This window comes from Palleronia sp. LCG004 (assembly GCF_032931615.1).
GTDB lineage: Bacteria > Pseudomonadota > Alphaproteobacteria > Rhodobacterales > Rhodobacteraceae > Palleronia.
Window position 1 is genome coordinate 873067 of record NZ_CP136759.1, and the last position, 23277, is coordinate 896343.

Annotated in this window: 24 protein-coding genes; 15 read left to right on the plus strand and 9 right to left on the minus strand. The window is 63.0% G+C overall.

The genetic code is table 11. The annotated features are described in order from the left end of the window. The first annotated feature begins 141 nt into the window (after positions 1-141). Positions 142-729, plus strand: coding sequence for a lysophospholipid acyltransferase family protein (locus RVY76_RS04180; protein WP_317376054.1), 588 nt, complete (start codon positions 142-144; stop codon positions 727-729). Here the strand turns inward: RVY76_RS04180 and RVY76_RS04185 are convergent. Continuing rightward, positions 703-1320 carry a thiamine phosphate synthase gene (locus RVY76_RS04185; protein ID WP_317376056.1) on the minus strand — a complete coding sequence of 206 codons (618 nt, stop codon included), beginning with the start codon at positions 1318-1320 and terminating at the stop codon, positions 703-705. The genes RVY76_RS04180 and RVY76_RS04185 overlap by 27 nt on opposite strands. A gap of 89 nt (positions 1321-1409) precedes the next feature. Between RVY76_RS04185 and RVY76_RS04190 the strand changes: the two genes are divergently transcribed. From RVY76_RS04190 to RVY76_RS04200, 3 genes are read left to right on the plus strand one after another with little or no spacing between them, the layout of a single operon-like run. Further along, positions 1410-2144, plus strand: a complete 735-nt coding sequence (locus RVY76_RS04190) for an RNA methyltransferase (RefSeq protein WP_317376058.1) — start codon at positions 1410-1412, stop codon at positions 2142-2144. A 55-nt stretch (positions 2145-2199) separates the two neighbouring features. Next, positions 2200-3348, plus strand: coding sequence for a heme A synthase (ctaA, locus tag RVY76_RS04195; protein ID WP_317376059.1), 1149 nt, complete (start codon positions 2200-2202; stop codon positions 3346-3348). Next, a complete protein-coding gene (locus tag RVY76_RS04200; RefSeq protein ID WP_317376060.1) occupies positions 3345-4811 on the plus strand; it encodes a carboxypeptidase M32 in 1467 nt (488 codons plus the stop codon). Before ctaA ends, RVY76_RS04200 begins: the two co-directional genes overlap by 4 nt. Here the strand turns inward: RVY76_RS04200 and RVY76_RS04205 are convergent. Genes RVY76_RS04205 through RVY76_RS04225 form a run of 5 tightly spaced genes read right to left on the minus strand, consistent with a single transcriptional unit; the run spans position 4802 to position 9420 of the window. Continuing rightward, positions 4802-5560, minus strand: a complete 759-nt coding sequence (locus RVY76_RS04205) for a glycerophosphodiester phosphodiesterase family protein (RefSeq protein WP_317376062.1) — start codon at positions 5558-5560, stop codon at positions 4802-4804. The two genes, RVY76_RS04200 and RVY76_RS04205, sit on opposite strands and share 10 nt — an antisense overlap. Next, positions 5560-6852 (minus strand): HlyC/CorC family transporter, encoded by a 1293-nt coding sequence (locus tag RVY76_RS04210; protein WP_317376063.1) that lies wholly within the window; start codon positions 6850-6852, stop codon positions 5560-5562. The genes RVY76_RS04205 and RVY76_RS04210 overlap by 1 nt, the downstream gene beginning before the upstream one ends. Positions 6853-6912: 60 nt before the next feature. Next, positions 6913-7845, minus strand: a complete 933-nt coding sequence (locus tag RVY76_RS04215; protein WP_317376065.1) for a site-specific tyrosine recombinase XerD — start codon at positions 7843-7845, stop codon at positions 6913-6915. Beyond that, positions 7842-9296 (minus strand): hypothetical protein, encoded by a 1455-nt coding sequence (locus tag RVY76_RS04220; RefSeq protein ID WP_317376067.1) that lies wholly within the window; start codon positions 9294-9296, stop codon positions 7842-7844. The genes RVY76_RS04215 and RVY76_RS04220 overlap by 4 nt, the downstream gene beginning before the upstream one ends. Further along, entirely contained in the window at positions 9286-9420 is a 135-nt protein-coding gene (locus tag RVY76_RS04225) for a hypothetical protein (protein ID WP_317376068.1), read from the minus strand. The genes RVY76_RS04220 and RVY76_RS04225 overlap by 11 nt, the downstream gene beginning before the upstream one ends. 132 nt (positions 9421-9552) lie before the next feature. On the opposite strand from RVY76_RS04225, the gene RVY76_RS04230 reads away from it, so the two are divergent. Beyond that, the gene (locus RVY76_RS04230; RefSeq protein WP_317376069.1) at positions 9553-10107 is read left to right on the plus strand and encodes a shikimate kinase; all 555 of its coding nucleotides are present in this window, start codon (positions 9553-9555) and stop codon (positions 10105-10107) included. Further along, positions 10104-11213 carry a 3-dehydroquinate synthase gene (aroB, locus tag RVY76_RS04235; RefSeq protein WP_317376071.1) on the plus strand — a complete coding sequence of 370 codons (1110 nt, stop codon included), beginning with the start codon at positions 10104-10106 and terminating at the stop codon, positions 11211-11213. Before RVY76_RS04230 ends, aroB begins: the two co-directional genes overlap by 4 nt. Before the next feature lie 19 nt (positions 11214-11232). On the opposite strand, the gene ssb is transcribed toward aroB, so the two are convergent. Beyond that, positions 11233-11730 carry a single-stranded DNA-binding protein gene (ssb, locus tag RVY76_RS04240; RefSeq protein ID WP_317376073.1) on the minus strand — a complete coding sequence of 166 codons (498 nt, stop codon included), beginning with the start codon at positions 11728-11730 and terminating at the stop codon, positions 11233-11235. 135 nt (positions 11731-11865) lie between these two features. On the opposite strand from ssb, the gene RVY76_RS04245 reads away from it, so the two are divergent. After that, a complete protein-coding gene (locus RVY76_RS04245; protein ID WP_317376075.1) occupies positions 11866-12465 on the plus strand; it encodes a lytic transglycosylase domain-containing protein in 600 nt (199 codons plus the stop codon). Here the strand turns inward: RVY76_RS04245 and RVY76_RS04250 are convergent. Then, positions 12462-13313, minus strand: coding sequence for a DUF1206 domain-containing protein (locus tag RVY76_RS04250; protein ID WP_317376076.1), 852 nt, complete (start codon positions 13311-13313; stop codon positions 12462-12464). The genes RVY76_RS04245 and RVY76_RS04250 overlap by 4 nt on opposite strands. 123 nt (positions 13314-13436) lie before the next feature. Continuing rightward, positions 13437-14345, minus strand: coding sequence for a tRNA (adenosine(37)-N6)-dimethylallyltransferase MiaA (gene miaA / locus RVY76_RS04255; RefSeq protein WP_317376077.1), 909 nt, complete (start codon positions 14343-14345; stop codon positions 13437-13439). 59 nt (positions 14346-14404) lie between these two features. Here miaA and pyrH point away from each other — a divergent pair, with 59 nt between their 5' ends. The 8 genes from pyrH to RVY76_RS04295 all read left to right on the plus strand — a co-directional run bounded on the left by pyrH (position 14405) and on the right by RVY76_RS04295 (position 23250). After that, positions 14405-15133, plus strand: a complete 729-nt coding sequence (gene pyrH, locus RVY76_RS04260) for a UMP kinase (protein ID WP_317376079.1) — start codon at positions 14405-14407, stop codon at positions 15131-15133. A gap of 189 nt (positions 15134-15322) precedes the next feature. After that, positions 15323-15886 (plus strand): ribosome recycling factor, encoded by a 564-nt coding sequence (gene frr / locus RVY76_RS04265; RefSeq protein WP_317376081.1) that lies wholly within the window; start codon positions 15323-15325, stop codon positions 15884-15886. Between the two features lie 58 nt (positions 15887-15944). After that, positions 15945-16670 (plus strand): polyprenyl diphosphate synthase, encoded by a 726-nt coding sequence (gene uppS, locus RVY76_RS04270; RefSeq protein ID WP_317376082.1) that lies wholly within the window; start codon positions 15945-15947, stop codon positions 16668-16670. Further along, positions 16667-17461 carry a phosphatidate cytidylyltransferase gene (locus tag RVY76_RS04275; RefSeq protein ID WP_317376083.1) on the plus strand — a complete coding sequence of 265 codons (795 nt, stop codon included), beginning with the start codon at positions 16667-16669 and terminating at the stop codon, positions 17459-17461. The genes uppS and RVY76_RS04275 overlap by 4 nt, the downstream gene beginning before the upstream one ends. Then, complete coding sequence (gene dxr / locus RVY76_RS04280; RefSeq protein WP_317376085.1) at positions 17461-18624, plus strand: 1-deoxy-D-xylulose-5-phosphate reductoisomerase; 1164 nt, start codon at positions 17461-17463, stop codon at positions 18622-18624. The genes RVY76_RS04275 and dxr overlap by 1 nt, the downstream gene beginning before the upstream one ends. A 24-nt stretch (positions 18625-18648) precedes the next feature. Then, a complete protein-coding gene (rseP, locus tag RVY76_RS04285; protein ID WP_317376088.1) occupies positions 18649-20001 on the plus strand; it encodes an RIP metalloprotease RseP in 1353 nt (450 codons plus the stop codon). A 407-nt stretch (positions 20002-20408) separates the two neighbouring features. Continuing rightward, the gene (gene bamA, locus RVY76_RS04290) at positions 20409-22667 is read left to right on the plus strand and encodes an outer membrane protein assembly factor BamA (protein WP_317376090.1); all 2259 of its coding nucleotides are present in this window, start codon (positions 20409-20411) and stop codon (positions 22665-22667) included. Continuing rightward, positions 22642-23250 (plus strand): OmpH family outer membrane protein, encoded by a 609-nt coding sequence (locus RVY76_RS04295; protein WP_317376091.1) that lies wholly within the window; start codon positions 22642-22644, stop codon positions 23248-23250. Before bamA ends, RVY76_RS04295 begins: the two co-directional genes overlap by 26 nt. Positions 23251-23277 lie beyond the last annotated feature (27 nt).

The following is a 23277-nucleotide window of genomic DNA, read 5'->3' on the forward strand; positions in this document are numbered from 1 at the left end:
CTTCTTCTGTCCCTCAGTCTCCGTCTGATTGAACGACCAATCTACGGGTTGCACCGTCCGTTGACCCCGCATCTGACAGTCGCGGTCTGCCGGATCTCGCTTTGGGTCTTGGGCATCGGCCGAGTTGCACGAGGACATCCGATGACCGGTCCGGGGGCGATGGTGTCGAACCACGTGTCTTGGCTCGACTGCTTTGCGCTCAACGCAGGTGGCCCGCTTTACTTCGTATCGAAGTCCGAGGTCGGAAGCTGGCCCGGGATCGGTTGGCTCGCTCATGCAACAGGGACTGTTTTCATCCGTCGCAATCCGCGTGATGCCCAAAAGCAGCGTTCGATCTTCGAGGACCGCCTCCGCGCGGGGCACAGGCTGCTATTCTTCCCTGAGGGGACATCGACGGATGGCCGCCGCGTGCTGGATTTCAAATCAACGCTATTCGCGGCTTTCTTCATAAATGACTTTCGTCATGACATGGCGATCCAGCCGATTGCCCTGCGCTATGTCGCACCACCCGGCGCGCCCCCGACATTCTACGGCTGGTGGGGAGACATGGCATTCGGACCACATCTGTTGGACGTATTGTCGGCAAAGGCTGGGGGGCAGGTAGAGGTCATCTATCACGAACCGCTGCCTGTCGCCGCCATGGCGAACCGAAAGACGCTCGCTCAGGTTGCGACTGAAACGGTGCGTAAAGCGATCAGTGCCTCAGCCGAGCCTCGCACTGAGACCTGAAAGCCGCGCAAGCGGATCGTCATCGCTCCACACTTCCTCTCCAAAGGAAACAAAATCGGTAATCTTGGAAAGGGTTGCGAGTCGTTCTTCGTTCAGACCACCTTCGGCGACGACCGGGATCTCGATCACCTCTGACCACCAGGCGAATAGCTCGTCCTGAGCCAGCGCGTCTTCTGCCGAAATGGCGCCGCCACATGGACCGAACGTGACGTAGTCCACTCCGGCCTCGCCTGCGTTCATCCCCTCGTGCCGCGACGTGCCCGCGAAGCTACCGACGATGGCATCCGTGCCGAGCGCCTTGCGTGCAGCCCGCACGTTTCGCACCCCGTCGGACAAATGCACACCATCGAGACCCGTCCGTTCGGCAATCGCCCATTGATCGCGAATGACCAATGCCACGTCGCGGGGCTCGGTAACGGCGCGAAGCGCATCGGCCGCCCGCATCAGCCGGTCCTCGTCGCGAGTGGCGAGGTCGAGCCGAAGGCATGCCACCGCTTCGGCATCAAGCAAGCGTGCGAGCGTTTCAGGAAACGTCCCGATATCGATCTGCGGGGGCGTGATGAGATAGATCTGCGGTCTGTCGTTCGACATTTGGGGCCTTCGGGTCCAAGTAATCTGGCGCGCTATAGCGTGATTGTCGGCGTTTGACCACGCCGACGGTGCAGCCTAAGAGGCGTTCCATGACAACTTCCAGAACTCCGGCCTGTATTCTCGTACGCCCGCAAATGGGCGAGAATATCGGCGCGGCCGCGCGCGCGATGCTCAATTTCGGGTGGACGGACATGCGCCTCGTCGATCCGCGCGACGGGTGGCCCAACCCGCGGGCCGAAGCGCTGGCGTCGGGTGCCGTGCGCGTGCTCGATGATGCGCGCGTGGAAAAGAGCCTCGCCGAGGCGGCGGGAGATTGTCATTTCACGTTTGCGACGACGGCGCGTCCACGCGATCTCGTCAAGCCGGTCTACACACCGGAAGAAGCGGTAAGCGAGGCACGGAGCAGGCTCGATTCGGGGCAAAAGGTCGGTTTCTTTTTCGGACCGGAGCGCGCGGGGCTAGAGAACGACGATATTGCGCAGGCGAATGCAATCGTGACCGTACCGGTCAATCCGGACTTCGCCTCACTTAATCTCGCGCAATGCGTGCTCCTCGTGGCATATGAATGGCGCAGGCAGGAGGGTGAGGGAAGCCTTCCGGTTCCCGACACGGATCGTGCGACCGTCGAAGATATAGACCGCCTTGCCGGACATTTTGAGGAGCGTCTGGATGAAGCCGGGTTCTTCTTTCCCGCCACCAAGGCCCCTCACATGAAGCGTAGCCTGCGCAATCTCTGGTCACGCTTGCCGCTTCTTCAAAGCGATATCCAGATTCTGCACGGAGCGTTGCGGCAATTGGTGCGGCACCGCGACGGACAGCGCTGACTTGCGGGCAACGCGTGGCCCGATTAGCTTCCGCCCCGCGAAGGGAGACAGGCAGATGAGCAGCACGAAGCGGTCGATCTTCGAGGAGGTCGACGATACCGCCAAATCCGTAACCCCGAAAGGCGGGATGATCGATGCGCGGCCGCGCGGCGCGCGTGGCGGCGTACGGATCTGGATGATGATCCTGTTTGCATTGGTCGTCGTCATGATCGCCGTCGGCGGGCTTACCCGGCTGACCGACAGTGGCCTCTCGATCACGGAATGGGCTCCGGTCACTGGTGCACTGCCGCCGCTGAACGAGGCTGACTGGCAGGCCGAATTCGATCTCTATCGCGAGATCCCGCAATACCAGCTCATGAATCGCGGAATGTCCCTTGAGGAATTCAAGTCGATCTACTGGTGGGAATGGGGCCACAGACAGCTCGGGCGGCTCGTCGGGCTGGTCTGGGCGCTCGGTTTCATGGGGTTCCTCGTCACCCGCAAGATCCCGCCCGGCTGGACCGGTCGGATGATCGGGATCGGAGCGCTTGGCGGTTTGCAGGGGGCGATCGGCTGGTGGATGGTAACCTCCGGCCTGCAAGGCGAGGCGCTGAGCGTCGCCTCCTATCGCCTTGCCACGCATCTGGGACTTGCCTTCATCATCCTCGGCCTCCTCGCGTGGTGGATCCTGTCGCTCGGTCGGTCGGAAGCCGAACTCATGCAGGCCAGACGCAACCGGGAGAGGCGGCTGATGGGCCTGGGGGCATGGCTCGTCGGTTTGGCCTTCACCCAGATCATTCTCGGCGCGCTGGTCGCGGGGATAGATGCGGGCCGCGGTTATACCGACTGGCCATTGATGGCCGGCGGCTTCTTCCCGCCCCAGCCCTTCGCGATCGAACCTCTCTGGCGCAATTTCTTCGAGAATGACGGTCTGGTGCAGTTCATGCATCGAATGGCAGGGTATCTGCTCTTCGCGTTCGGCATCTTCGTCTTCCTTCGCGCCCGAAAATCATCCCTCAAGAAGACCCGCGCCGCATTCCATGGTGTGCTCGGAATGCTGGTGCTGCAGATGGTCATCGGCATCGTGACGGTCATGCATTCCGCGCCATGGTATCTCGCGATCCTGCACCAGTTCGGGGCGGTGGTCCTCTGGGTTCTGATCCTTCGCGCGCGGTATCAGACGGCCTATCCGCGCAGCCAATCTGTCCGCGGGAACGTGCGATGAACCCCATCGAGGCGATCCTGACCCATGCGCGCGAAACGGCCGCCCTCGATCAGGTGGCCGCGCGGCTTTCGTGGGATCAGGAGACCTTCATGCCCCGAGGAGCGGCTCGACAGCGGGGCGACGAGGTCGCGGCGATGAGCGACGTATTGCACGCACGCCGGGTCGATCCGCAGATCGGAGAATGGCTTGCAGCTGCGCAACCCGAAACCGACATCGAGAAGGCGCAGCTCCACGAGGTTCGACGCGCATTCGATCGCGCCACGAAGGTGCCTGCGCGCCTTTCGGCCGAAATCGCGCGCGTGACGAGCATGGCGCAGGGGCAGTGGGCCGAGGCGCGCGAGACCGAGAATGCTGCCGACTTTCTTCCGGTTCTGGCGCGCGTCGTCGAGCTGAAACGCGAGGAGGCCCTGCATCTCTCTGATGGTCGCGATCCATACGACGCGCTTTTGGCCGAATACGAACCCGGTGCCACGGCCGATGATCTTTCGGCAATGTTCGGGGCCCTTCGACCGAGGCTCGTCGCTCTGCGGGATCGTGCATTCGGCTCCGTCCGGCAGCCTGGGCTGCTCGGTGGAACCTATGATGAGACTGTGCAGATCGCACTCGGCCGAGAGCTCGCAAAGGTCTTCGGCTACGATTTCGCGCGTGGGCGCATCGACAAGGCCGTGCATCCATTCAGCTCGGGAAGCGGCGACGACGTGCGGATCACGACACGCACCGACCCGACGGATCCGTTCAACTGCATCTACTCCACGATTCACGAAACGGGCCATGCGGGGTACGAACAGGGAATAGACCCCGCCTATCACTTCAGTCCGATCGGAGGCGGCGTGTCGATGGGGGTGCATGAGTCGCAATCCCGCATCTACGAGAACCAGCTTGGACGCAGTCGTGCCTTCACCGGCTGGCTCCATGGCCGGATGGAGCGGGCCTTCGGCGATCTGGGGCTCGACGCCGATGCGTTCTATTGCACCGTCAACAGGCTTGGTCGGAGTTACATCCGAACCGAGTCGGACGAGGTTCAGTACAACCTTCACGTCCTTCTGCGCTTCGATCTGGAGCGCGCGCTGATAGGTGGCACTTTGGACGTGGCCGACCTTGAAGAAGCCTGGAATACGCGGTTCAAAGCGGATTTTGGCGTCGCGGTCGATCGTCCGTCCAACGGGTTCCTGCAGGATGTGCATTGGGCGGTGGGTCTTTTCGGCTATTTTCCGACTTACACCCTCGGCAATGTCTATGCCGGTTGTCTTCACGCGGCCCTGCGACGGGATGTGCCCGATCTCGACGTCGCCCTTGCGGAAGGAAACACGGCCCCGGCAATTTCCTGGTTGGCCGAGCGGGTTCACCGTCATGGCGGCCTCTATCCACCGCGCGAACTTATCTCCCGTGCCACGGGGGCTGAACCAAGCGAAGAGCCGCTTCTCGCGTATCTTGAGGCGAAGTTCGGTGCGCTTTATGCCTGATCCCAGAAGCCTCGCCTGCGCATGACATCGCGCAGCACGCGCGGGCGATCCGTCATCAATCCGTCTACCCCCAGATCGAGCAGACGCTCCATTTCGTCCGGCTCGTCGACGGTCCAGACATGAACCTGTGCGCCGCGCCTGTGGGCTGCTGCAACGAACCGATCGGTCACGATCGTAATCCCGTTCCACGAAGTCGGCACCTGCAGACAGGGCGGATACCCGAATGGCATATGCATCCTTGCCGCAAAGAATGCCTTTGCCACGCCGCCCATCGCAGGCGACCAGCACAGACGGTCCCCGAACCGCATCCTGAGCGCCTGAGTGCGTGCAGAGCGGAACGAAGCGGCGCAAACACGGTCGAGCGCGCCAGCGGCCGCGATGACGTCGCCCATGGGTTTGACCGCGTCGTCCGTCTTGGCATCAAGGTTCAACCTAAGCCGTGGAAAGGCTCGGAGCACCTGGTCCAGGCGTGCGATCTCCCCTCCGCCGTGCAACTCCATCCCCTCGAGATCGGCCCAGTCGAAGTCGCGTATCTTTCCCTTCCGCCCCAATAGCCGGTCGGTCGTGTCGTCGTGGAACAGCACGGCGACACCGTCACGCGTCGCCTGCACATCGGTTTCGACATGGGTATAGCCAAGCGAATGCGCACGCTCGACAGCCTGGAACGAGTTTTCGGCCGTACTCTCCGCCGCGCCGCGATGGGCGAATGCGATGGGGCCCTGCGTGTCGAGATACGGATGGACCGCCATCACTTGAGTGGCCGGATCTTCAGCCGTGTGATGCGGTTGTCGTTTCGCTCCATCACTTCGAAACGGAATTCGTGGAAGCTGAAGACTTGGCCTTCGGTCGGAATGGACTGTGCTTCGTGGATCACGAGACCCGCAATCGTGTTGGCCTCTTCATCGGGGAGGGTCCAATCCGCGGCACGGTTCAGGTCACGGATCGTCATGCTGCCGTCGATGATGTAATCGCCGTCCTCGGTCCTGTGCAGCGGGTATTCCTGATCGAGGTCGAATTCGTCCGTAATCTCGCCCACAATCTCTTCGAGAATGTCTTCGAGCGTGATCAGGCCCTGGAGCGTGCCGTATTCGTCGACGACAAGCGCGAAATGCGTGTGGCGGCGCAGGAACTGCTTCATCTGCTCGTCGAGCGAGGTCGTCTCGGGCGTGAAATACGGCTCCATCGCCACGTCCGTGATCTCGAAGCCCTCGAACGGATCGCTCGCTCCCGCATTCGCGGTTCGACGGGCGTAAAGCGCGCGCAGAAGATCCTTTGCATGAATCACGCCGAGGATGTTCTCGTGTTTCTCCCGGTAGATCGGCAGCCTCGTATGAGGGCTCTCGAGGCATTGCTGCAGAATCTCTCCGGCGGGCTTGTCGGCATCCACCATCTCGATCTTGGAGCGGTGGAGCATGATCTCTTCCACGGCCCGTTCAGACAGGTCGAGCGCTCCGAGAATCCGGTCACGCTCCTCCTTTTCCACGGCCCCTTCGGAATGACCCAGGTTCAGCGCACCCTCGATCTCTTCGCGAATGGCAAGAATGTGGCTGTCGGGATCCGTCTGCACGCCGAAGAGGCGCAGGATCAGGCGGACGAACGCCCGCACCGTGGCGACCACGGGATCGAAGACCTTGATAACGATCTTGATCGGTGCCGACACGCCGGCGGCCGCGGTCTCGGCATTGGTGATCGCGTAGGTCTTCGGCAAGACCTCGGCGAAGATCAGCACGAGGAACGTCATGATAAGGGTGGCAAGTGCCACGCCGCCATCTCCCAGCATCCGCGTGAAGAGTGCGGTGGCGAGCGACGTCGCGAGGATGTTGACGAGGTTGTTACCGAGAAGAACCGAGCCGATCAGCCGCTCGTTGTCCTCAGTGATGTCGAGCGCGCGTTGCGCTCCGACCGATCCCTTGTCGGCCTGTGCCCTGAGCTTTCCGCGCGATGCGGCGGTAAGTGCGGTTTCAGAGCCTGAAAAAAAGCCGGAACAGACAAGAAGTCCGAGGATCGCGGCGGAGGTCAGCCAGAAGGCGGCGTCGAACATTGAGATGTGCTTTTCGTTGCGGTCAGGATCGTTATGCGATGGAGCGGGCGTCTCATCAAGTCAGGTTGCTGGTCTTGCCAGCGGATGATGATCGAGCACCAGCTCCTGAAGACGGGCTTCGAGGATATGGGTGTATATCTCGGTCGTTGCGACGTCCGCGTGACCCAGAAGGGTCTGTATCGCCATGAGATCCGCTCCACCCGCAAGAAGGTGGGTGGCGAAGGCATGCCGAAGCGTGTGTGGCGTCACCTTTGCGGGGTCGATCCCGCCCGCGACCGCAAACTCCTTAATCAAAACGTAAAACCGATGCCGTGTAAGGTGACCCGAGCGCCCGCGCGAGGGAAAGAGGAACTTCGATCCTTGCGCACCCCGTGCTTCCGCATCCAATTCTGCCGCGTCGCGGGCGCGTAGCCATTCGCTCAGAGCATCGCGAGCCGGAGCCGAAAGCGGGACCATCCGTTCCCGTCCGCCCTTGCCCTTCACGAGCAGCATCCTCGGATCGCCCCGAGCGCTGGCCACGGGAAGTGAGACCAGTTCGGTCACCCGCATTCCGGTGGCATAGAGGATCTCGGTGAGACAGGTGTTGCGTTGCCTCTCGAATTCCGTGCGGCCGTGACCCCGTGCAGCGTCGAGCAGGTGCCCAACCTCGTCGACCGAAAGTGTCTTTGGCAGTCTGCGCGCACGGCCGGGGCCCTTTATCTGGATCGCGGGGTGATCGCTGCGCCAGCCTTCCTCGACGGCAAAGCGGAAGAGTTGCCGGATTGCCGAAAGCCGTCTGGCCCGCGTCGACACAGCGAGGCCTTGGGCGTCGCAATGCACGAGGTAATCCTCCACATCGGAGCGCCTTGCATCGGCGAAGCTCCGCTTTCTCGTGGCGAGCCAGTTGGCAAAATCTCGAAGATCGCGTGCATAGGCGAGTTGCGTGTTCGTCGCAGCATCGAGTTCGGCCGCCTGAGCCTCGAGGAAAGTTGCGATCTGCCGCTCGGCGGTCACGTGCCTGGCCCGAGGATCGCGAGCTCCCGCGCCGCGGTTTCGGCCCGATCCTCAAGTCCGGCTTCGCGCAAGAGCGAAAGTCCGGCGCGGATCGCGTCCAGATTGCCCTCCACCCCTTCGTCGAGCCGCGCAATCGCGGCAAGCGCCACTTCGCCGATACGGCCTTCGTCGATCATGGCGCGATCGGAAGCGCTGATCTCTGTCGTCTCGAGCCCCGCCCGAATCGCTTCGCCGAGATCGGTTTCGGGCCAGCTCAAAGCCGCGATGCCTAAAAGGCCCCCGAGTTTTCCGGCAACGCCGTCTGCGGCCATGTCGAGCCCGAGATTGTTCAGCGCCGCCGCATGACGCTCCGCGAGTTGCGGCGCGAGGCCAGCTTCGTTCATGGCCTCCCAGGCTTTGGGCAATGCCATTTCGATCGCATCCGCGTCCTGCTCTTCGATAGCCGTGTCGAGCGTCTGTACCGCGGCCACCCGATCCCAGACGCCACCGGACGCAGCCGGGCGGCTTTCGTGGTAGATGTCCCAAAGTCGTGCAGTGGGTATCGCGCCGGCCCGTGCCAGTCGTTCGCCCGCATCGAGCCTGGCTTTCCATCCGTTCATCGGCCGTAGATCCGCGTGTGCGAACGCGATCGGAAGGTCAGTACTTCGCAGCGGCTCTCCGGTCGCGGCATGGATCGCGAAATCGAGGGGAGAAGGCGTGGCTGGCGGCGGTAGCATCGCCGGTCCGGCTTCGGGATCGAGGAAGAGGCGCAGCCGTTCGGCTTCGGCCTTGCCGATCACCCCCAGCGAGGTGCCCGTTTCAAGGGTCAGCGCCGCGGCCCGCCAATCGCCACTGCGCGCGAGGCAGAAGACGCGCGCGGGATAGGTGGGCGTGACCTGCGGAAGACGGCGCATCGCCGAGCAGGCCCCATTCTCCTGTCCTGTCAAAAGTGCGATGTCGAACCAGCGACGGAAGCTGCGCGGCTCCTCCCGTCCCGACAGGTCGAGCAGGGCTCGCGCGGTGCTAAGCGCGCCCACGTTGATAAGGGCGTCGATCCGGGCCAGCAGAAACGCATTTTCGGATTGTCCGGCGGGGGCCTTCGCTTCGGCCGCAAACAGGTCATGCAGCAGGTCCTGCGTCGCCTTCAGGTGCGGGGCACGGGAGATTGCCAGGACGTCACTCCCCGAACCAGACCAGAGATCCGTTGGCAATCCTCGCGAGGCGGCTGGGAAAAGCCCGACGGCATCCTCGTTCAACTCCTCGAGCGGGATGACTGTCACTTCGTCGGGGCGCGCATCGCTGGCCACGGGTGGTTCGGTCGGGTGGGAGGGAACCGCTGGAAGCGCGACGGGGATCGCGACGGAATCGCTCAGCCAGTCGATCGCCGAAAGCGGAGCGGCATCCTGTGCCTGCGCTGCAACGGCGACCGCCAATCCGGTCGCCAAGGAAAGGACCGGAAGCTTACTGATCATCCAGGGTCACGGGAATCGTGCGCATCTCGGTTTCCGGGCTAAGGTCGCCGAGATAGGCGTAACCGACCAGTCCGACGAAAGCCACGATCGCCAGAAAGATCAGGAATTTGAAGAGTCTCAGCACGCGTCCTGTCCCATCTGGATCCTACTCGACACCCCGGATCTACGGCCGGGTTGCCGGTTTTATAGCTGGTCTTTCCACCGAGTTCACGCCATTCAAGCACCGATTGCGGACAAATGAGCGGGACGGGGTGTTTTGAGCCTGCACTTGTCGAAGACTGTGGCCCTCGTAGGGATGATGGGGGCGGGAAAGACCGCCGTCGGCACGGCTTTGGCCGAACGGCTGGGCGTGCAGTTCGTCGATTCGGATGCCGAGATCGTCGCCGCATCGAGCCTCAGCATAGCCGAGATTTTCGAGCGGCATGGAGAGGCCTATTTTCGTAGCAAGGAGGCTCAGGTCCTTCGCCGGCTGCTGGATGGGCCTGGAAAGATCCTGTCGACCGGTGGGGGAGCATTCCTGTCGCCCGAGAATCGCGCGGCGATCGCGACTTACGGTGTCGCAGTCTGGTTACGCGCGGATGTCGATCTGCTGTGGTCGCGCGTGCGGCACAAGAGCAGTCGGCCGCTTCTCCGCACGGCCGATCCGCTCGGTACGTTGCGCGAGATCAACGAGCAGCGCGCGCCGTCTTACGCCGAAGCCGGGATGATCGTCGATTCCGATGCCGGTCTCAGCGTCGCGCAAATGGCGGCGAAGGTCGAAGGCGTTCTGAAGACGCGTGACGATCTCTGGACCGGAGGAGCCGAAGAATGAACGATGTCGTAAGAGTCGATCTTGGATCAAGGTCCTACGACGTGCGGATCGCGCCGGGACTGCTTGGTCGGGCAGGGGAGATGATCGCGCCGATCCTGTCGCGGCAGCGCGTGGCAGTCGTAACCGATAGCAACGTAGCGGCGTCGCATCTTGATGCTTTGCGCGCGGGTCTTGATGGCATCGAGATCAGGTCGCTCGAACTTCCGCCGGGCGAAGGCACGAAATCATGGACCGAACTTCAGCGCACTGTCGAGTGGCTGCTCGCAGAGCGGGTCGAACGTCGGGACGTCGTCGTGGCTTTGGGCGGGGGGGTCATCGGTGATCTGGCGGGCTTCGCATCCGCGATTCTCAGGCGCGGGGTGCGTTTCGTCCAGATCCCGACCTCGCTTCTCGCGCAGGTAGACAGCTCCGTGGGCGGCAAGACGGGGATCAACGCCGCCGCGGGCAAGAACCTCATAGGTGCTTTTCATCAGCCGGCACTCGTTCTGGCCGATACCAACGTGCTCTCGACGCTTGAGGTTCGCGACTTTCTCGCCGGCTATGGCGAGGTTGTGAAGTACGGCCTCCTCGGCGATGCAAACTTTTTTCACTGGCTTGAAACCAATGGCCCGAAGCTCGCTGCGGGCGATGTCGATCTCAGGACGGAGGCGGTGCGCCGTTCGGTGCTTATGAAAGCCGGAATTGTCGCCCGCGACGAAACGGAACAGGGAGAGCGCGCGCTGCTCAATCTCGGACATACGTTCTGTCACGCTCTGGAATCGGCGACGGGGTATTCCGACAGGCTTCTCCACGGGGAAGGGGTGGCTATCGGCTCGGCGCTGGCTTTCGAGCTTTCCGCACGGATGGGGCTTTGCGCCCAAGAGGATCCGAGCCGGGTTCGCGCACATCTGAGCGATATGGGAATGAAGCGATCTATCGCCGACATTCCGGGAGACCTGCCGAATGCGGACGCACTGATCGATCTCATGGCACAGGATAAGAAGGTCGTAAGCGGGAAGTTGCGTCTGATCCTCGCCCGCGGGATTGGGGAGGCCTTCGTCGCCGACGAGGTTCCGCACGACCTGCTCAGGGGCGTCCTTTCCGACGCGCTGGCGCGGCGGATATGACCCCGCCGCGCCCGGTCGATCAGAACGGGATCTCGTCGTCCATGTCGCTCGCCGGTGGGCCGTCGTAGCGACCACCGCCTCCACCGCGCTGGCCGCCACCGCCGCCTCCGTAACCACCATCACGATCGTCGGGATAGCCGCCACCGCCACCCGATCCACCGCCATCGCGACCATCAAGCATGGTGAGTTCGCTGCGATAGGGACGGAGGACGACTTCGGTCGAATAGCGATCCTGGCCGGACTGGTCTTGCCATTTGCGCGTTTCGAGCTGGCCCTCGATATAGACCTTCGAGCCCTTCTTCAGGTACTGTTCCGCAACGCGCGCGAGAGGTTCGGAGAAGATCGCGACGGAATGCCATTCGGTGCGCTCGCGTCGTTCGCCGGTATTGCGGTCCTTCCAGGTTTCCGACGTCGCGATCCGCAAGTTGCAGACCTTTCCGCCATTGGAAAAGCTCCGCGTCTCGGGGTCGCGTCCCAGATTGCCGATCAGGATGACCTTGTTCACCGAACCCGCCATGCGTGCTCCTTTCCGAATCCTCGAGTGTGTCGCCGCGGACCCTATCGCGGTTGCGACCGGGCCGCGAGGGGGTTTGAACCGGGCGTTCCAAGGGTATAGTCGCTGCAGGCAGAGGGACATTCGGGAGACATCCGCATGAAAACGATCGGATTGGTGCTCGCCGCCGCATTCTGCGTTCCCGGCATCGCGGGGGCGGACAGTCTGACGGTCGGTACGAAAGGGCGAAGCGCGCTTTTCAGCAGCCAGCTCGACGTTCTCGATAACCGCGCGTCGCGTCAGTACGAGGGTTCGGCCCGGCTGCGACCGCAAGTCGCCAAGGTGCCGACCCGACTGCCGGGTGGCGGATCGGTCGAGCCATTCACCGGGAGTTATCGTGGCGAATATCTCTCGGCAGCACGGAATGCGGCGCGACGTCATGCAATCCCCGAGGATTTGTTCCTGCGCCTCGTGCAGCAGGAGTCGGGCTGGAACCCCTCGGCGGTTTCGGTAAAGGGCGCGCTCGGTCTGGCCCAACTCATGCCGGGCACCGCGCGGCTCATGCGGGTCGATCCGAACGTACCGGAGCAGAACCTCGACGGCGGTGCGAGATATCTTCGCCTGCAATACGAGCGCTTCGGCGATTGGCGTCTCGCGCTTGCCGCGTACAATGCGGGCCCCGGCGCGGTCGAGAAGCACAATGGCATCCCGCCCTACGCCGAGACGGTTGCTTACGTCCGGATCATCCTGGGGTCCTAGACGCTTTTCGCCTTTTCGGTCATCCGCGAGGCGAGGCTGTCTATGCTTTCCTGCCGCGCTTTCGGGACGATGCGGTAAGCGGCATTGACCGCGCAGAAAAGCGCGAAGCCCAGAAGCCCGGCGCAGAGCAGTCCGACAAGCACGCGGCCATAGGGCTGCCCACGAAGCCAGTCGAACGCTTCCCCCATGCCCCCGGCTTGATCACCAGAGAAGGTAACCGCGGCATAGACGATCAGACATCCGATGACGCCTACGACAAAGCCCTGCGACGCGACGCCGCCGCGCAGGGCCGGGTCGAAATTGCGCGTCACGGGGTTGCCCATGAGGACCTTGCGGTACTCGCGCTTCCACGCTTTCTTGAGGTAATAGAGCGCGGACCCGATCGTGATCAGCCCCACCGCCCCGACGATCCAGCGTCCGCCGGGCCAACCGAGCACCGTGGTTACACCCTTTGAGATTGCCGATTGATCGCCTTCACCGCCGCCACCCGCGAAGATGAGCGTGACCGCCGCAAAGCCGATGCCGAGGTGGATGAGACCAGTGACGATCATGCCTGCCCGGGCAACCATGCCTTCGCCGTCGGTTCCGTAATCTTCCAGATCAAAGATCGAATCGATGATGCGCCAGACGGCGTAGCTTACCATTCCGAGAAAGATCGCCACGAGGACGACATTTCCGCCTGCCGTCGATTCGAGGGATTTGAAAGCGGATGTCGTGCCCTGTGCCTCGCCGCCGCGTGACACCGCCCAGAGCGAGAACCCCGCGACGACGAGATAGACGAGGGCGCGACCGGCATATCCCGCGCGCATGATTGGAATTGCCCAGCCGAAATCTGACTTCGTGCTCATGTGGTGGTCCTTCGTTCTACGCCGACCGCGTCGGGCGGGGTTCACGGAATCGCGAGATCTTCTCCGGTCGAAAGAGTTCGGGCAGCGGAAAAGATCCGCGTCGATCGAGATCACCCGTTCCCGTCATTCCTCCGGCGGAGGTATCTGAACCCAATCGCGCATGCGCTTTCGGAACCAGGTGCGCTGTCGCTTGGCGTATTTTCGCGTCGCGATGATGGCTTGCTCCCGTGCCGCTTCTAACGGGATCTCTCCTTCGAGATGGGCCACGAGTTCCGGCGCACCGATCGCCCGATCGGCCGGACGTGATGGATCGTATGTCGCGAGGTTCGCGCGCGCCTCTTCCAGGGCACCGCTTTCGAGCATGCCGTCGAACCGTTTCACGATCCGGGGCTCTAGAACCGCTGGTGGCATCTCGAGCACGACTTTCATCGCATCGTCCGGTGCAATCTGAGGGGCAGGTGTCTCGTCTTGCCACGAGGCGAGACCGCGCCCGGTCGCCCTGAGGACCTCCCAGGCGCGCTGTACCCGTGCGGGATTGGCACGGTCGATCCGTTCGAGCGTCTTGCGATCCAGATCCGCCAGAAGGCGGGCGATTCCCGACCGGGTCAGAAGCTGCTCGGCTTCGATACGAATTTCGTGGGGGATGGGGGGGATGTCGGCCAGCCCCCCCGTCAGGGCGCTGAGATAAAGCCCGGTGCCGCCGACGAAGATCGGCCGCTTACCCCGCGCGCGGATTTCCGCCACATCGCGAAGCCAGTGCCCCGCCGAATAAGATTGATCCACGGAGACGTGTCCGTAGAGCGCGTGGGGTGCCCGCGCCAGATCCGCGTCGTCCGGGCGTGCCGTCAGGATCCGCCAACGATCATGGACCTGCAGCGCGTCTGCATTGACCACGACCCCGCCATGCCGCTCGGCGATGGTAAGGGCGAGAGCCGATTTCCCCGAGGCGGTCGGCCCCGCAATCAGGACGGGCCGGTCGTCGCCGGTCAGCTTCACGACCTCTTCGCGCCGCATCGGTACCCTTTCCGTCATGTTGTAATCCGACTGGTTTTGGGACATCTCAGAGCGCGAAGCAAAAGGCGAGGCGCGACATGGCCGAGGATGGTGGCAAGCGGACCTATGACAGGGTCCTCCTGAAGATTTCCGGCGAGGCGCTGATGGGGGACCAGTCCTTCGGCCTGCACCCTCCGACCGTGCAACGCGTCGCACGTGAGGTCGAGTCGGTGCGCGACCTCGGTGTAGAGATCTGCATGGTGATCGGTGGCGGCAACATCTTCCGCGGCCTTCAGGGGAGTGCCCAGGGCATGGAGCGGACGACCGCCGATTACATGGGGATGCTCGCCACGGTGATGAACGCGCTCGCCATGCAATCGGCGCTCGAAGAGCTCGGCATCCACACGCGCGTGATTTCGGCCATCACCATGAACGAGGTGGCCGAGCCCTACATCCGCCGCCGCGCCGTCAGGCATCTCGAGAAAAAGCGTGTTTGTATCTTCGCCGCCGGAACCGGCAATCCCTACTTTACGACAGATACCGCTGCGACGCTGCGGGCTTCGGAGATGAACTGCCAGGCGATCTTCAAGGGGACCAAGGTCGACGGCGTCTACGACAAGGACCCGATCAAGCACGCCGATGCGGTCCGCTACGACCGGGTGAGTTATGACGAGGTGCTGCAGAAGCATCTGGGTGTCATGGATGCCTCCGCGATCGCGCTTGCGCGCGACAACGATCTGCCCATCGTCGTCTTCTCGCTGGACGAGCCGGGCGGGTTCCGTGGCATTCTCGCCGGTCAAGGCACGTTCACGCATGTGGGAAGCTGAGACCCGCACGCATTGACGTTTTGGAAAGGTCGCTCCGTTAGCAGGACGCGGAGGCCGGGCGGCAAGCGGATAGGGCGTCGTGATCCATGCGATGCCACCGTGCCTCCCAACGGTATGCTATACATGGACATGCATTTCGCATAAGAGCGGCCGCAACTTCATTGATACGGCCGACGAAAGAGCAAGGTAATGGCAGACGAGTTCCTCCTCGACACTGACGATCTTCAACGCCGGATGGACGGCGCGATGACCAATCTCAGGACGGAATTCGCGTCTTTGAGAACCGGACGCGCATCTGCCTCCATGCTCGAGCCCGTGATGGTCGACGCCTACGGACAGCCCACGCCGATCAATCAGGTCGGCACGGTGAATGTCCCCGAGCCGCGCATGGTCACGATCAACGTCTGGGACAAGTCCATGGTGGGCAAGGTCGAGAAGGCGATCCGTGAATCAGGGCTCGGTATCAACCCGCAGATGAACGGCACGATCATCATGCTGCCGATCCCGGAGCTGAACGAGGAACGCCGCCGCGAGCTCACCAAGGTTGCAGGCCAGTATGCCGAGAACGCCCGCGTGAGCATCCGCAACGTGCGCCGCGACGGTATGGACCAGATCAAGAAAGCCAAGAACGATGGCATGTCCGAGGATGACCAGAAGCTCTGGGAGACCGAGGTTCAGGACATGACCAACGCATACATCAAGAAGATCGACGAGGCGCTCGAAGCCAAGCAATCCGAGATCATGCAGGTCTGAGCGTATAACCGCGACCGTTCCCTGACCGATCCGGGACACCATACGAGGAGAGCCTGCAATGGCCGCAGACGATCAGATCGCACGGGCACCGCATCACGTGGCCTGCATCATGGATGGCAACGGCCGCTGGGCGGCGGGACGTGGTCGGCCGCGGCTCTTCGGTCACCATGCCGGTGCGCGCCGTGTGAAGGAGATCGTGCGTGCCTGTCCGGATCTGGGTGTGCGGTATCTGACGATCTTCGCCTTCTCGACCGAGAACTGGAAGCGGACGCAGTCCGAGGTTTCGGGCCTGATGAAGCTCTTCCGGCGCTACATTCAGCGCGAAGCCCGGGATCTTCTGGCCGAGGGCGTCCGTGTGCGTTTCATCGGCGACCGGGTTCGTCTCGACGAAAAGCTCGTGCGTCTCATGGACGAGCTTGAGCTCCTGACGAGCAGGAACGACAAGGTACACCTCACGATCGCTTTGAATTACGGCGGTCGTGACGAAATCGGTCGCGCGACCAAGCGGCTCGCGCAGGAAATTGCGGACGGAAAGCTTTCGGCCCATGAGGTCGACGAGACGACGCTTGCGCGGTTTCTCGACACCCACGTATTGCCGGATCCCGATCTCGTCATCCGGACGTCGGGCGAGGCGAGGATCTCCAACTTTCTGCTCTGGCAATCCGCCTACGCGGAATACGAATTCATCGATACGCTCTGGCCGGACTTCACCCGCGAGGAATTCTCGAAGGTGCTGCGTGCCTATGGCGCACGCGACAGGCGTTTCGGGGCAGTCCCGGCATGAGTGCATCCTCTCGCTGGGCCGATCTCGGACCGCGGCTGGGGATCGGTTTCATCATCGCCGTCATCGGGCTCGCCTGTGTCTGGGCGGGTGGTGCGGTCTTCCTGATCCTGACGGTCCTGATCAGCGCCTGCATGATCTGGGAACTGGTGAGGATGCTCGATCGGTCCGCGCCGGCGGTCCCCCTTGCCGTAGGCAGCGGTGGTGCTCTGCTCGTCGCGGGACTCTTGCCGGCGGGATATGCCCTGCCGCTACTGATCGCGCCGGTCTTTGTCGGATTCTCGCAGATGTCGCAGCATCGCGCGACCTATTCGGTCTTCGCGCTGATGATCGTTCTTGCGGGCTTCGGGATGTTCATCCTTCGCGAGCAGTTCGGGTTCGCCTGGATGCTCTGGCTTGCGCTCGTGGTAATGGCGACCGACATCATGGGATATTTTGCGGGCCGCTTCATCGGCGGGCCGCGCTTCTGGCCGCGCGTCAGTCCCAAGAAGACCTGGTCCGGGACGATCGCAGGCTGGATCGGTGCCGCGATCGTGGGCGCCATTTTCGTTCATTTCACCACGTCGACATACGAGCTCGTCGGAATTTCCGTCGCGATCTCGATGGCTTCGCAACTCGGCGACATAGCCGAGTCCGCGGTCAAGCGTCGCATGGGCGTGAAGGACAGCTCGAACCTGCTTCCCGGACACGGGGGGCTCTTCGACCGGTTCGACGGAATGCTCGGGGGCGTGGTCTTCCTGCTCCTCGTGGAACAGCTCATCGATTTCCCCCCGGGCGTCGTGATCGGCCTCTGATGCGTCGAATATCTGTCTTCGGGGCGACCGGCTCGATCGGTGTCAACACGCTCGATCTGATCGCACGGCGGCCGGACGCGTTCGACGTGGTGGCTCTGAGCGGCGGGCGCAATGTCGCATTGCTGGCCGAACTGGCCATCCGCCATCGTGCCGAGATCGCCGTCACCGCTTTCGAGGAATGCCTGCCGAACTTGCGCGACGCCTTGTCGGGTACCGGTATCGAAACTGCCGCGGGCTCTGATGCCGTAACCGAGGCAGCCGGTCGTCCCGCCGACTGGACCATGTCTGCGATCGTGGGTGCGGCCGGCCTGCCGCCGGGGCTAAAGGCGCTGGAGCAGGGCGGAACCCTTGCGCTCGCCAACAAGGAATCGCTCGTCTGCGCCGGTCCGCTGATGCTCGAGACCGCGCGGCGGCACGGTTCCACGATCCTGCCGGTGGACAGCGAACATTCCGCAGTCTTTCAAGCCCTTCTGGGCGAAGATATCGCCAAAGTCGAGCGCGTCATCATTACGGCATCGGGCGGTGCCTTCCGGGACTGGAGCATCGAGCGCATGGCGCGGGCCACTCCGGAGGAGGCGGCGAGTCATCCGAACTGGGATATGGGTCAAAGGATCACGATCGACTCGGCATCCATGTTCAACAAGGCGCTGGAACTCATTGAGACGCATGAATATTTTGGGATCACGCCTGACAGGATCGAGGCGCTTTTCCACCCGGAATCCATGATCCATGCCATGGTCGGTTTCTGCGACGGCGGCCTGATGGCCCATATCGGTCCTGCCGACATGCGTCATGCGATCGGGTTCGCGCTCAATCATCCGCATCGCGAGCCGCTCCCGGTCGAAAGGCTCGATTTCGCGAAACTCGGTCAGTTTACATTCCGGGCTCCCGACGAGGTGAAGTACCCGGCCCTCCGCCTTGCCCGCGAAGTGATGCAGGCGGGCGGACATAACGGTGCGGTCTTCAATGCGGCCAAGGAAGCTGCACTCGACGCCTTCATCGATCGGCGGATCGGTTTTCCGCAAATGGCCGAAGCGGTCGAGAAGGTGTTGGTCAAACTCTCGTCATCCCACCTTGGAAAAGGTGCGATGACGTTGGATACCGTGCTCGACGCCGATGCGAGGGCGCGCGTAGCCGCCGCAGAGATTATCGCCGCGCTCTGACGCCGCGAAGACGAGGGAACGATCTTGGACATCATCGGTCTCATTCCGAATTTCGGATCGGCTCTCTACACCGTGCTGGCTTTCGTCGTTGCGTTGAGTGTCATCGTCGCGATCCACGAATACGGGCATTACATCGTCGGCAGATGGTGCGGAATTCACGCCGATGTCTTCTCGCTGGGCTTCGGCCCGGTTCTTTTCCGAGGGACCGACAGACACGGCACCCAGTGGCAGATCGCCGCGCTTCCGCTCGGCGGCTACGTCAAGTTCGCGGGGGATGCCGATGCGGCAAGCGTCGGCCGCTCCGCCGACACGCCCGGTCTCGACGCGGAAGCCCGGCGCAGGACGATGCACGGTGCCCCGCTTTGGGCAAGAGCGGCAACGGTTGCGGCGGGTCCGCTCTTCAATTTCGCGCTTTCGATCATCGTTTTCTCGGCAGTCCTTCTGGTCCGGGGCGTCGCGACGGATCCGCTCGTCATCGACGAAGTGAGGGCTCTGCCGATGGCCGAACAGGGGCTGCTGCCGGGTGACCGGCTGGTTGCCATTGCGGGCCGCGAGACACCGGAGCTCGATGGCCTCGGGGCATTCATCGAAACCCTGCCGATGGAGCCGGTGCTCGATTACACCGTCACGCGTGACGGGACCACGGCCGAGGTCGCCGGTGCATACCCGGAACCACCGGTCGTCGGCAGCGTGACGCCCCAATCCGCAGCAATGGAGGCCGGCATTCGTCGTGGCGACGTCATCACCGCGATCGACGGACGCGATGTCTTTGCCTTCTCGCAGCTACGCGACATCGTGGGTGACAGCGACGGCCGGACGCTCGACCTGACGATCTGGCGGCCCGATGACACGGGGCAGGGCGAAACGATGTCGTTGAACCTCAGCCCCAAACGCGTCGACCTTCCGCTGCCGGAAGGCGGGTTCGAGACACGGTGGCTGATCGGGATCACGGGCGGGCTCTATTTCTCGCCCGAGACGACGACGCCCAGTCCGCTGGCCGCGGTCACCTATGGTGTCGAGCAGACCGGCTTCATCATCCGCTCGTCGCTTTCCGGTCTATATAACATGGCCGTGGGCGCGATCAGCAGCTGCAACCTGCGCGGTCCCATCGGCATCGCCCAGACCAGTGGAGCGGCCGCAAGTCAGGGTGCCGCAAGTTTCATCTGGTTCATCGCGGTTCTCAGCACCGCCGTGGGCCTGCTGAACCTCTTTCCGATCCCGGTGCTCGACGGCGGGCATCTCGTCTTCCATGCCTACGAGGCGGTCCGTGGCAAGCCGCCGGGCGATTGGGTGATGAACGTTCTGATGGCGATGGGCCTTGCGCTTCTCGGTACGCTGATGGTCTTTGCGATCTTCAACGATCTGTTCTGCCCGTGACGCATCTTTGCCTCATATTCGCCTGAAACGCCCTCCAGATATCTCGCTGCGATATTCTGGAGATGACTGTATCATGCGAGATCTAACGATGAGGCTGAACGGATTCCTCTTCGTCCTGAGGCTGAATGCCGACGCTGCGATCGCGGCCGCGACAGTCGCCTTTGCATTGGCGATCGGTGCGATCCTCGCAACACCCTGAACGCGGGCATTGATTCCGAGCTCCAGGACGGCATCTTCGGGCGGCCGCTGACACGCGTCAGGCGTTTTGACACGCTTGACCAATCAAGCTAGTCAGCAAGCGAGGGGCAGTCTGGAATTGGAAAACTTGCATGCTTTCTGCGGTGAGAACGCGCGCGTGTCGGGCTGGGTCCCCGGCACGTAGATGGGCCGGTCTTGTGGGGGTCGCGATGATCGTTGCGACGGGAATGGATGCAGGCCCCGCAACGGCGCAGAACTTCACCTTCTTGAACGTCGCGGTCGAAGGAAACCAACGGGTCGAACCGGCCTCGGTTCTGTCCTATATCGACTTGCCGCGTGGAACGCCCGTCAGCGCGGGCGAGCTCAATGCAGCCTATCAGAGGCTGGTGAATTCCGGGCTTTTCGAGACGGTCGAGATCGTCCCGCAAGGCAATACGCTCGTCGTCCGCGTCCAGGAATGGCCAACGATCAACCGCATCAACATCGAGGGCAACGCGCGGATCGACGATGCGTCCCTGTCGGAACTCGTCGTCTCGACACCGCGCCGCGTCTATTCGCCCAGCCAAGCGGAAGAGGATGCGGCCGCGATCGCTGCCGCCTATGAACAGCAAGGGCGTCTTGCCGCCTCGGTTACGCCGCGTATCATCCGCCGTTCCCAGAACCGCGTCGATCTGGTCTTCGAGGTCGCCGAGGGCGGTGTTGTCGAGATCGAGCGTCTGTCTTTCGTCGGCAACCGGGCCTATTCGGATGGTCGCCTCCGCCGCGTGCTCGCGACGAAGCAGGCGGGGCTTCTCCGCCGGTTCATCAGCCGAGACAGTTTCGCGGCCGACCGGCTGGAACTCGATCGTCAGCTCCTGACCGATTTCTACGCCTCCCGTGGCTATGTCGACTTCCGCATCCTCGACGTCGCGAGCGAGTTGTCGCGCGACCGGGACGCGTTCTTCGTGACCTACAACGTGCAGGAAGGCCAAAGTTTCGATTTCGGCGGCGTCACGGCCTCCACCTCGATCGAGGGGCTCGACGCGCAGGATTACCTCGCCGTCGCGCAGATCCGTCGCGGCCAGACGTACACGCCTCAGGCCATCGACAATGCTATCGCCCGGATGGAACGTCTCGCAATCCAGCGTGGCCTCAACTTTGTGCGAGCCGTTCCGCAGGTCACGCGCAATCCGCGCGACCTGACGCTCGACGTGAACTTCCTGCTCGAACGCGGCGAACGCATCTTCGTCGAACGGATCGACATCGAGGGCAACGCGACGACGCTCGACCGCGTGATCCGGCGCGAGTTCAACGTGGTCGAGGGCGACCCCTTCAACCCGCGCGAGATCCGCGCCGCCGCCGAACGCATCCGCGCATTGGGCTTTTTCTCCGACGCCTCGGTCGATGCCCGCGACGGAACCGGTCCGGGTCAGGTCATCATCGACGTCGATGTCGAGGAGCAGCCGACCGGCAGTCTCACCCTCGGCGGTGCCTACAGCACCGATAGCGGGATCGGCGTCAATCTTGGCTATTCGGAGCGTAACTTCCTCGGTCGTGGACAGACGCTGAGCTTCGGTCTGTCGACCGCCTCTAGTTCGCAGAGCGCCAGCCTCAGTTTCATCGAGCCCTATTTCCTCGGCCGCGATCTCTCGCTCGCGCTCAGCGCATTCTACGAGACGACCGATCTGAGCGAAGCGGATTACAATACCCGCTCTGTCGGGTTCAGCCCCGCACTGGCTTTCCCGGTCAGTCTCAACGGGCGGCTCCAGGTGCGCTACCGGCTCGCGAAGGAAACGATCTTCGACGTCGACGAGGACAGCTCTCCCATCATTCAGGCGGACGAGGGTGGGGAGTTCAGTTCCTCGATCGGGTATACCTATACCTACGACACGCGTCGTACGGGGCTCAATCCGAATGCGGGGATTTTGCTGCGCTTCGGTCAGGACCTTGCCGGTCTCGGCGGAGATGCCGATTACCTCAAAACCACCGCGTCCGCGACCGCCCAGACGCTTGTCTGGAACGAGGAAGTGACGTTGCGCGCGACGCTCGAGGGCGGTTCGGTCAATTCACTCGGCGATAACGACGTCCGCGTGATCGACCGGTTCTTCCTCAACAGCCGGCAGATGCGCGGTTTTGAGCCCCTGGGCCTCGGTCCGCGGGACGTGAACGCCCCGAACGAGGATGCGCTTGGCGGCAACCTCTTCGCCGTCGCCCGCTTCGAAGCCGAGTTTCCGCTCGGGCTGCCCGAGGAATACGGGATTTCGGGTGGTGTCTTCTTCGATGCGGGTTCGGTCTGGTCACTCGACAACACGGATGGTTTCGGCGGGGTCGAAGTCGACGACAGCTTCAATCTGCGCTCGTCGGTCGGCGTGTCGATCTTCTGGACCACGCCCCTCGGACCGCTGCGGTTCAACTTCGCCAAGGCTTTGGTGAAAGAGGATTACGACCGCACCCAGGCCTTCAATGTCAGCGTTCAGACGTCCTTCTGAGATCCTCCGGGCGACGCTCCTCCTGCTGAGCCTTGCCGCCCCGGCCATCGGTCAGCCGCTCGCTGAGAATGCGGGCGGCAGGGACGGACAGCAAAGCCTGCCGATCGTGATCGTCGATCAGGAACGGCTTTTCGACGACAGCCTTTTCGGCCAGAGGATCCTTGCCGAGATCGACGCCAGGTCCGAGGAACTGGCGTCCGAGAACCGGCGGATCGAAGCGATGCTCATCGCGGAGGAACGCGCGATCACCGAGGAACGCCAGACGATGACGCAGGACGCGTTCCGCCGTCGCGCCTCGGAGTTCGACGATCGGGTTACGCGCCTGAGGGCCGAGCAGGATGCGAAACTGCGCGCGGTCAGTCGTCTGCGCGACGATGCGCGGCAGGATTTCTATGGACGGATTGGGCCCATCCTGCAGGACATCCTGGACGAGCGCGACGCGCTCGTTCTGCTCGACCGCCGCGCGGTGCTGAGCGCCGTCGGCGCGGCCGACATCACCGACCTTGCCATCGGACGGATCGACGATGTGATCGACGACGGCTCCGATCTTTTCGAGGACGGAGCTCTTCCTTCATCCGACTGAGCCTTTCTTGCGAAGGGCGGGCGGCCT

Excerpts from the sequence above, each read along its gene's own strand:
- miaA (WP_317376077.1), bottom strand. The coding sequence starts at position 14,345 with ATGACGGAAAGGGTACCGATGCGGCGCGAAGAGGTCGTGAAGCTGACC.
- RVY76_RS04200 (WP_317376060.1), top strand. The coding sequence starts at position 3,345 with ATGAACCCCATCGAGGCGATCCTGACCCATGCGCGCGAAACGGCCGCC.
- RVY76_RS04190 (WP_317376058.1), top strand. The coding sequence starts at position 1,410 with ATGACAACTTCCAGAACTCCGGCCTGTATTCTCGTACGCCCGCAAATG.
- RVY76_RS04180 (WP_317376054.1), top strand. The coding sequence starts at position 142 with ATGACCGGTCCGGGGGCGATGGTGTCGAACCACGTGTCTTGGCTCGAC.
- frr (WP_317376081.1), top strand. The coding sequence starts at position 15,323 with ATGGCAGACGAGTTCCTCCTCGACACTGACGATCTTCAACGCCGGATG.
- pyrH (WP_317376079.1), top strand. The coding sequence starts at position 14,405 with ATGGCCGAGGATGGTGGCAAGCGGACCTATGACAGGGTCCTCCTGAAG.
- aroB (WP_317376071.1), top strand. The coding sequence starts at position 10,104 with ATGAACGATGTCGTAAGAGTCGATCTTGGATCAAGGTCCTACGACGTG.
- RVY76_RS04210 (WP_317376063.1), bottom strand. The coding sequence starts at position 6,852 with ATGTTCGACGCCGCCTTCTGGCTGACCTCCGCCGCGATCCTCGGACTT.
- RVY76_RS04245 (WP_317376075.1), top strand. The coding sequence starts at position 11,866 with ATGAAAACGATCGGATTGGTGCTCGCCGCCGCATTCTGCGTTCCCGGC.
- RVY76_RS04295 (WP_317376091.1), top strand. The coding sequence starts at position 22,642 with ATGTCAGCGTTCAGACGTCCTTCTGAGATCCTCCGGGCGACGCTCCTC.
- RVY76_RS04250 (WP_317376076.1), bottom strand. The coding sequence starts at position 13,313 with ATGAGCACGAAGTCAGATTTCGGCTGGGCAATTCCAATCATGCGCGCG.
- bamA (WP_317376090.1), top strand. The coding sequence starts at position 20,409 with ATGATCGTTGCGACGGGAATGGATGCAGGCCCCGCAACGGCGCAGAAC.
- ctaA (WP_317376059.1), top strand. The coding sequence starts at position 2,200 with ATGAGCAGCACGAAGCGGTCGATCTTCGAGGAGGTCGACGATACCGCC.
- dxr (WP_317376085.1), top strand. The coding sequence starts at position 17,461 with ATGCGTCGAATATCTGTCTTCGGGGCGACCGGCTCGATCGGTGTCAAC.
- RVY76_RS04275 (WP_317376083.1), top strand. The coding sequence starts at position 16,667 with ATGAGTGCATCCTCTCGCTGGGCCGATCTCGGACCGCGGCTGGGGATC.
- RVY76_RS04205 (WP_317376062.1), bottom strand. The coding sequence starts at position 5,560 with ATGGCGGTCCATCCGTATCTCGACACGCAGGGCCCCATCGCATTCGCC.
- ssb (WP_317376073.1), bottom strand. The coding sequence starts at position 11,730 with ATGGCGGGTTCGGTGAACAAGGTCATCCTGATCGGCAATCTGGGACGC.
- uppS (WP_317376082.1), top strand. The coding sequence starts at position 15,945 with ATGGCCGCAGACGATCAGATCGCACGGGCACCGCATCACGTGGCCTGC.
- RVY76_RS04185 (WP_317376056.1), bottom strand. The coding sequence starts at position 1,320 with ATGTCGAACGACAGACCGCAGATCTATCTCATCACGCCCCCGCAGATC.
- RVY76_RS04220 (WP_317376067.1), bottom strand. The coding sequence starts at position 9,296 with ATGATCAGTAAGCTTCCGGTCCTTTCCTTGGCGACCGGATTGGCGGTC.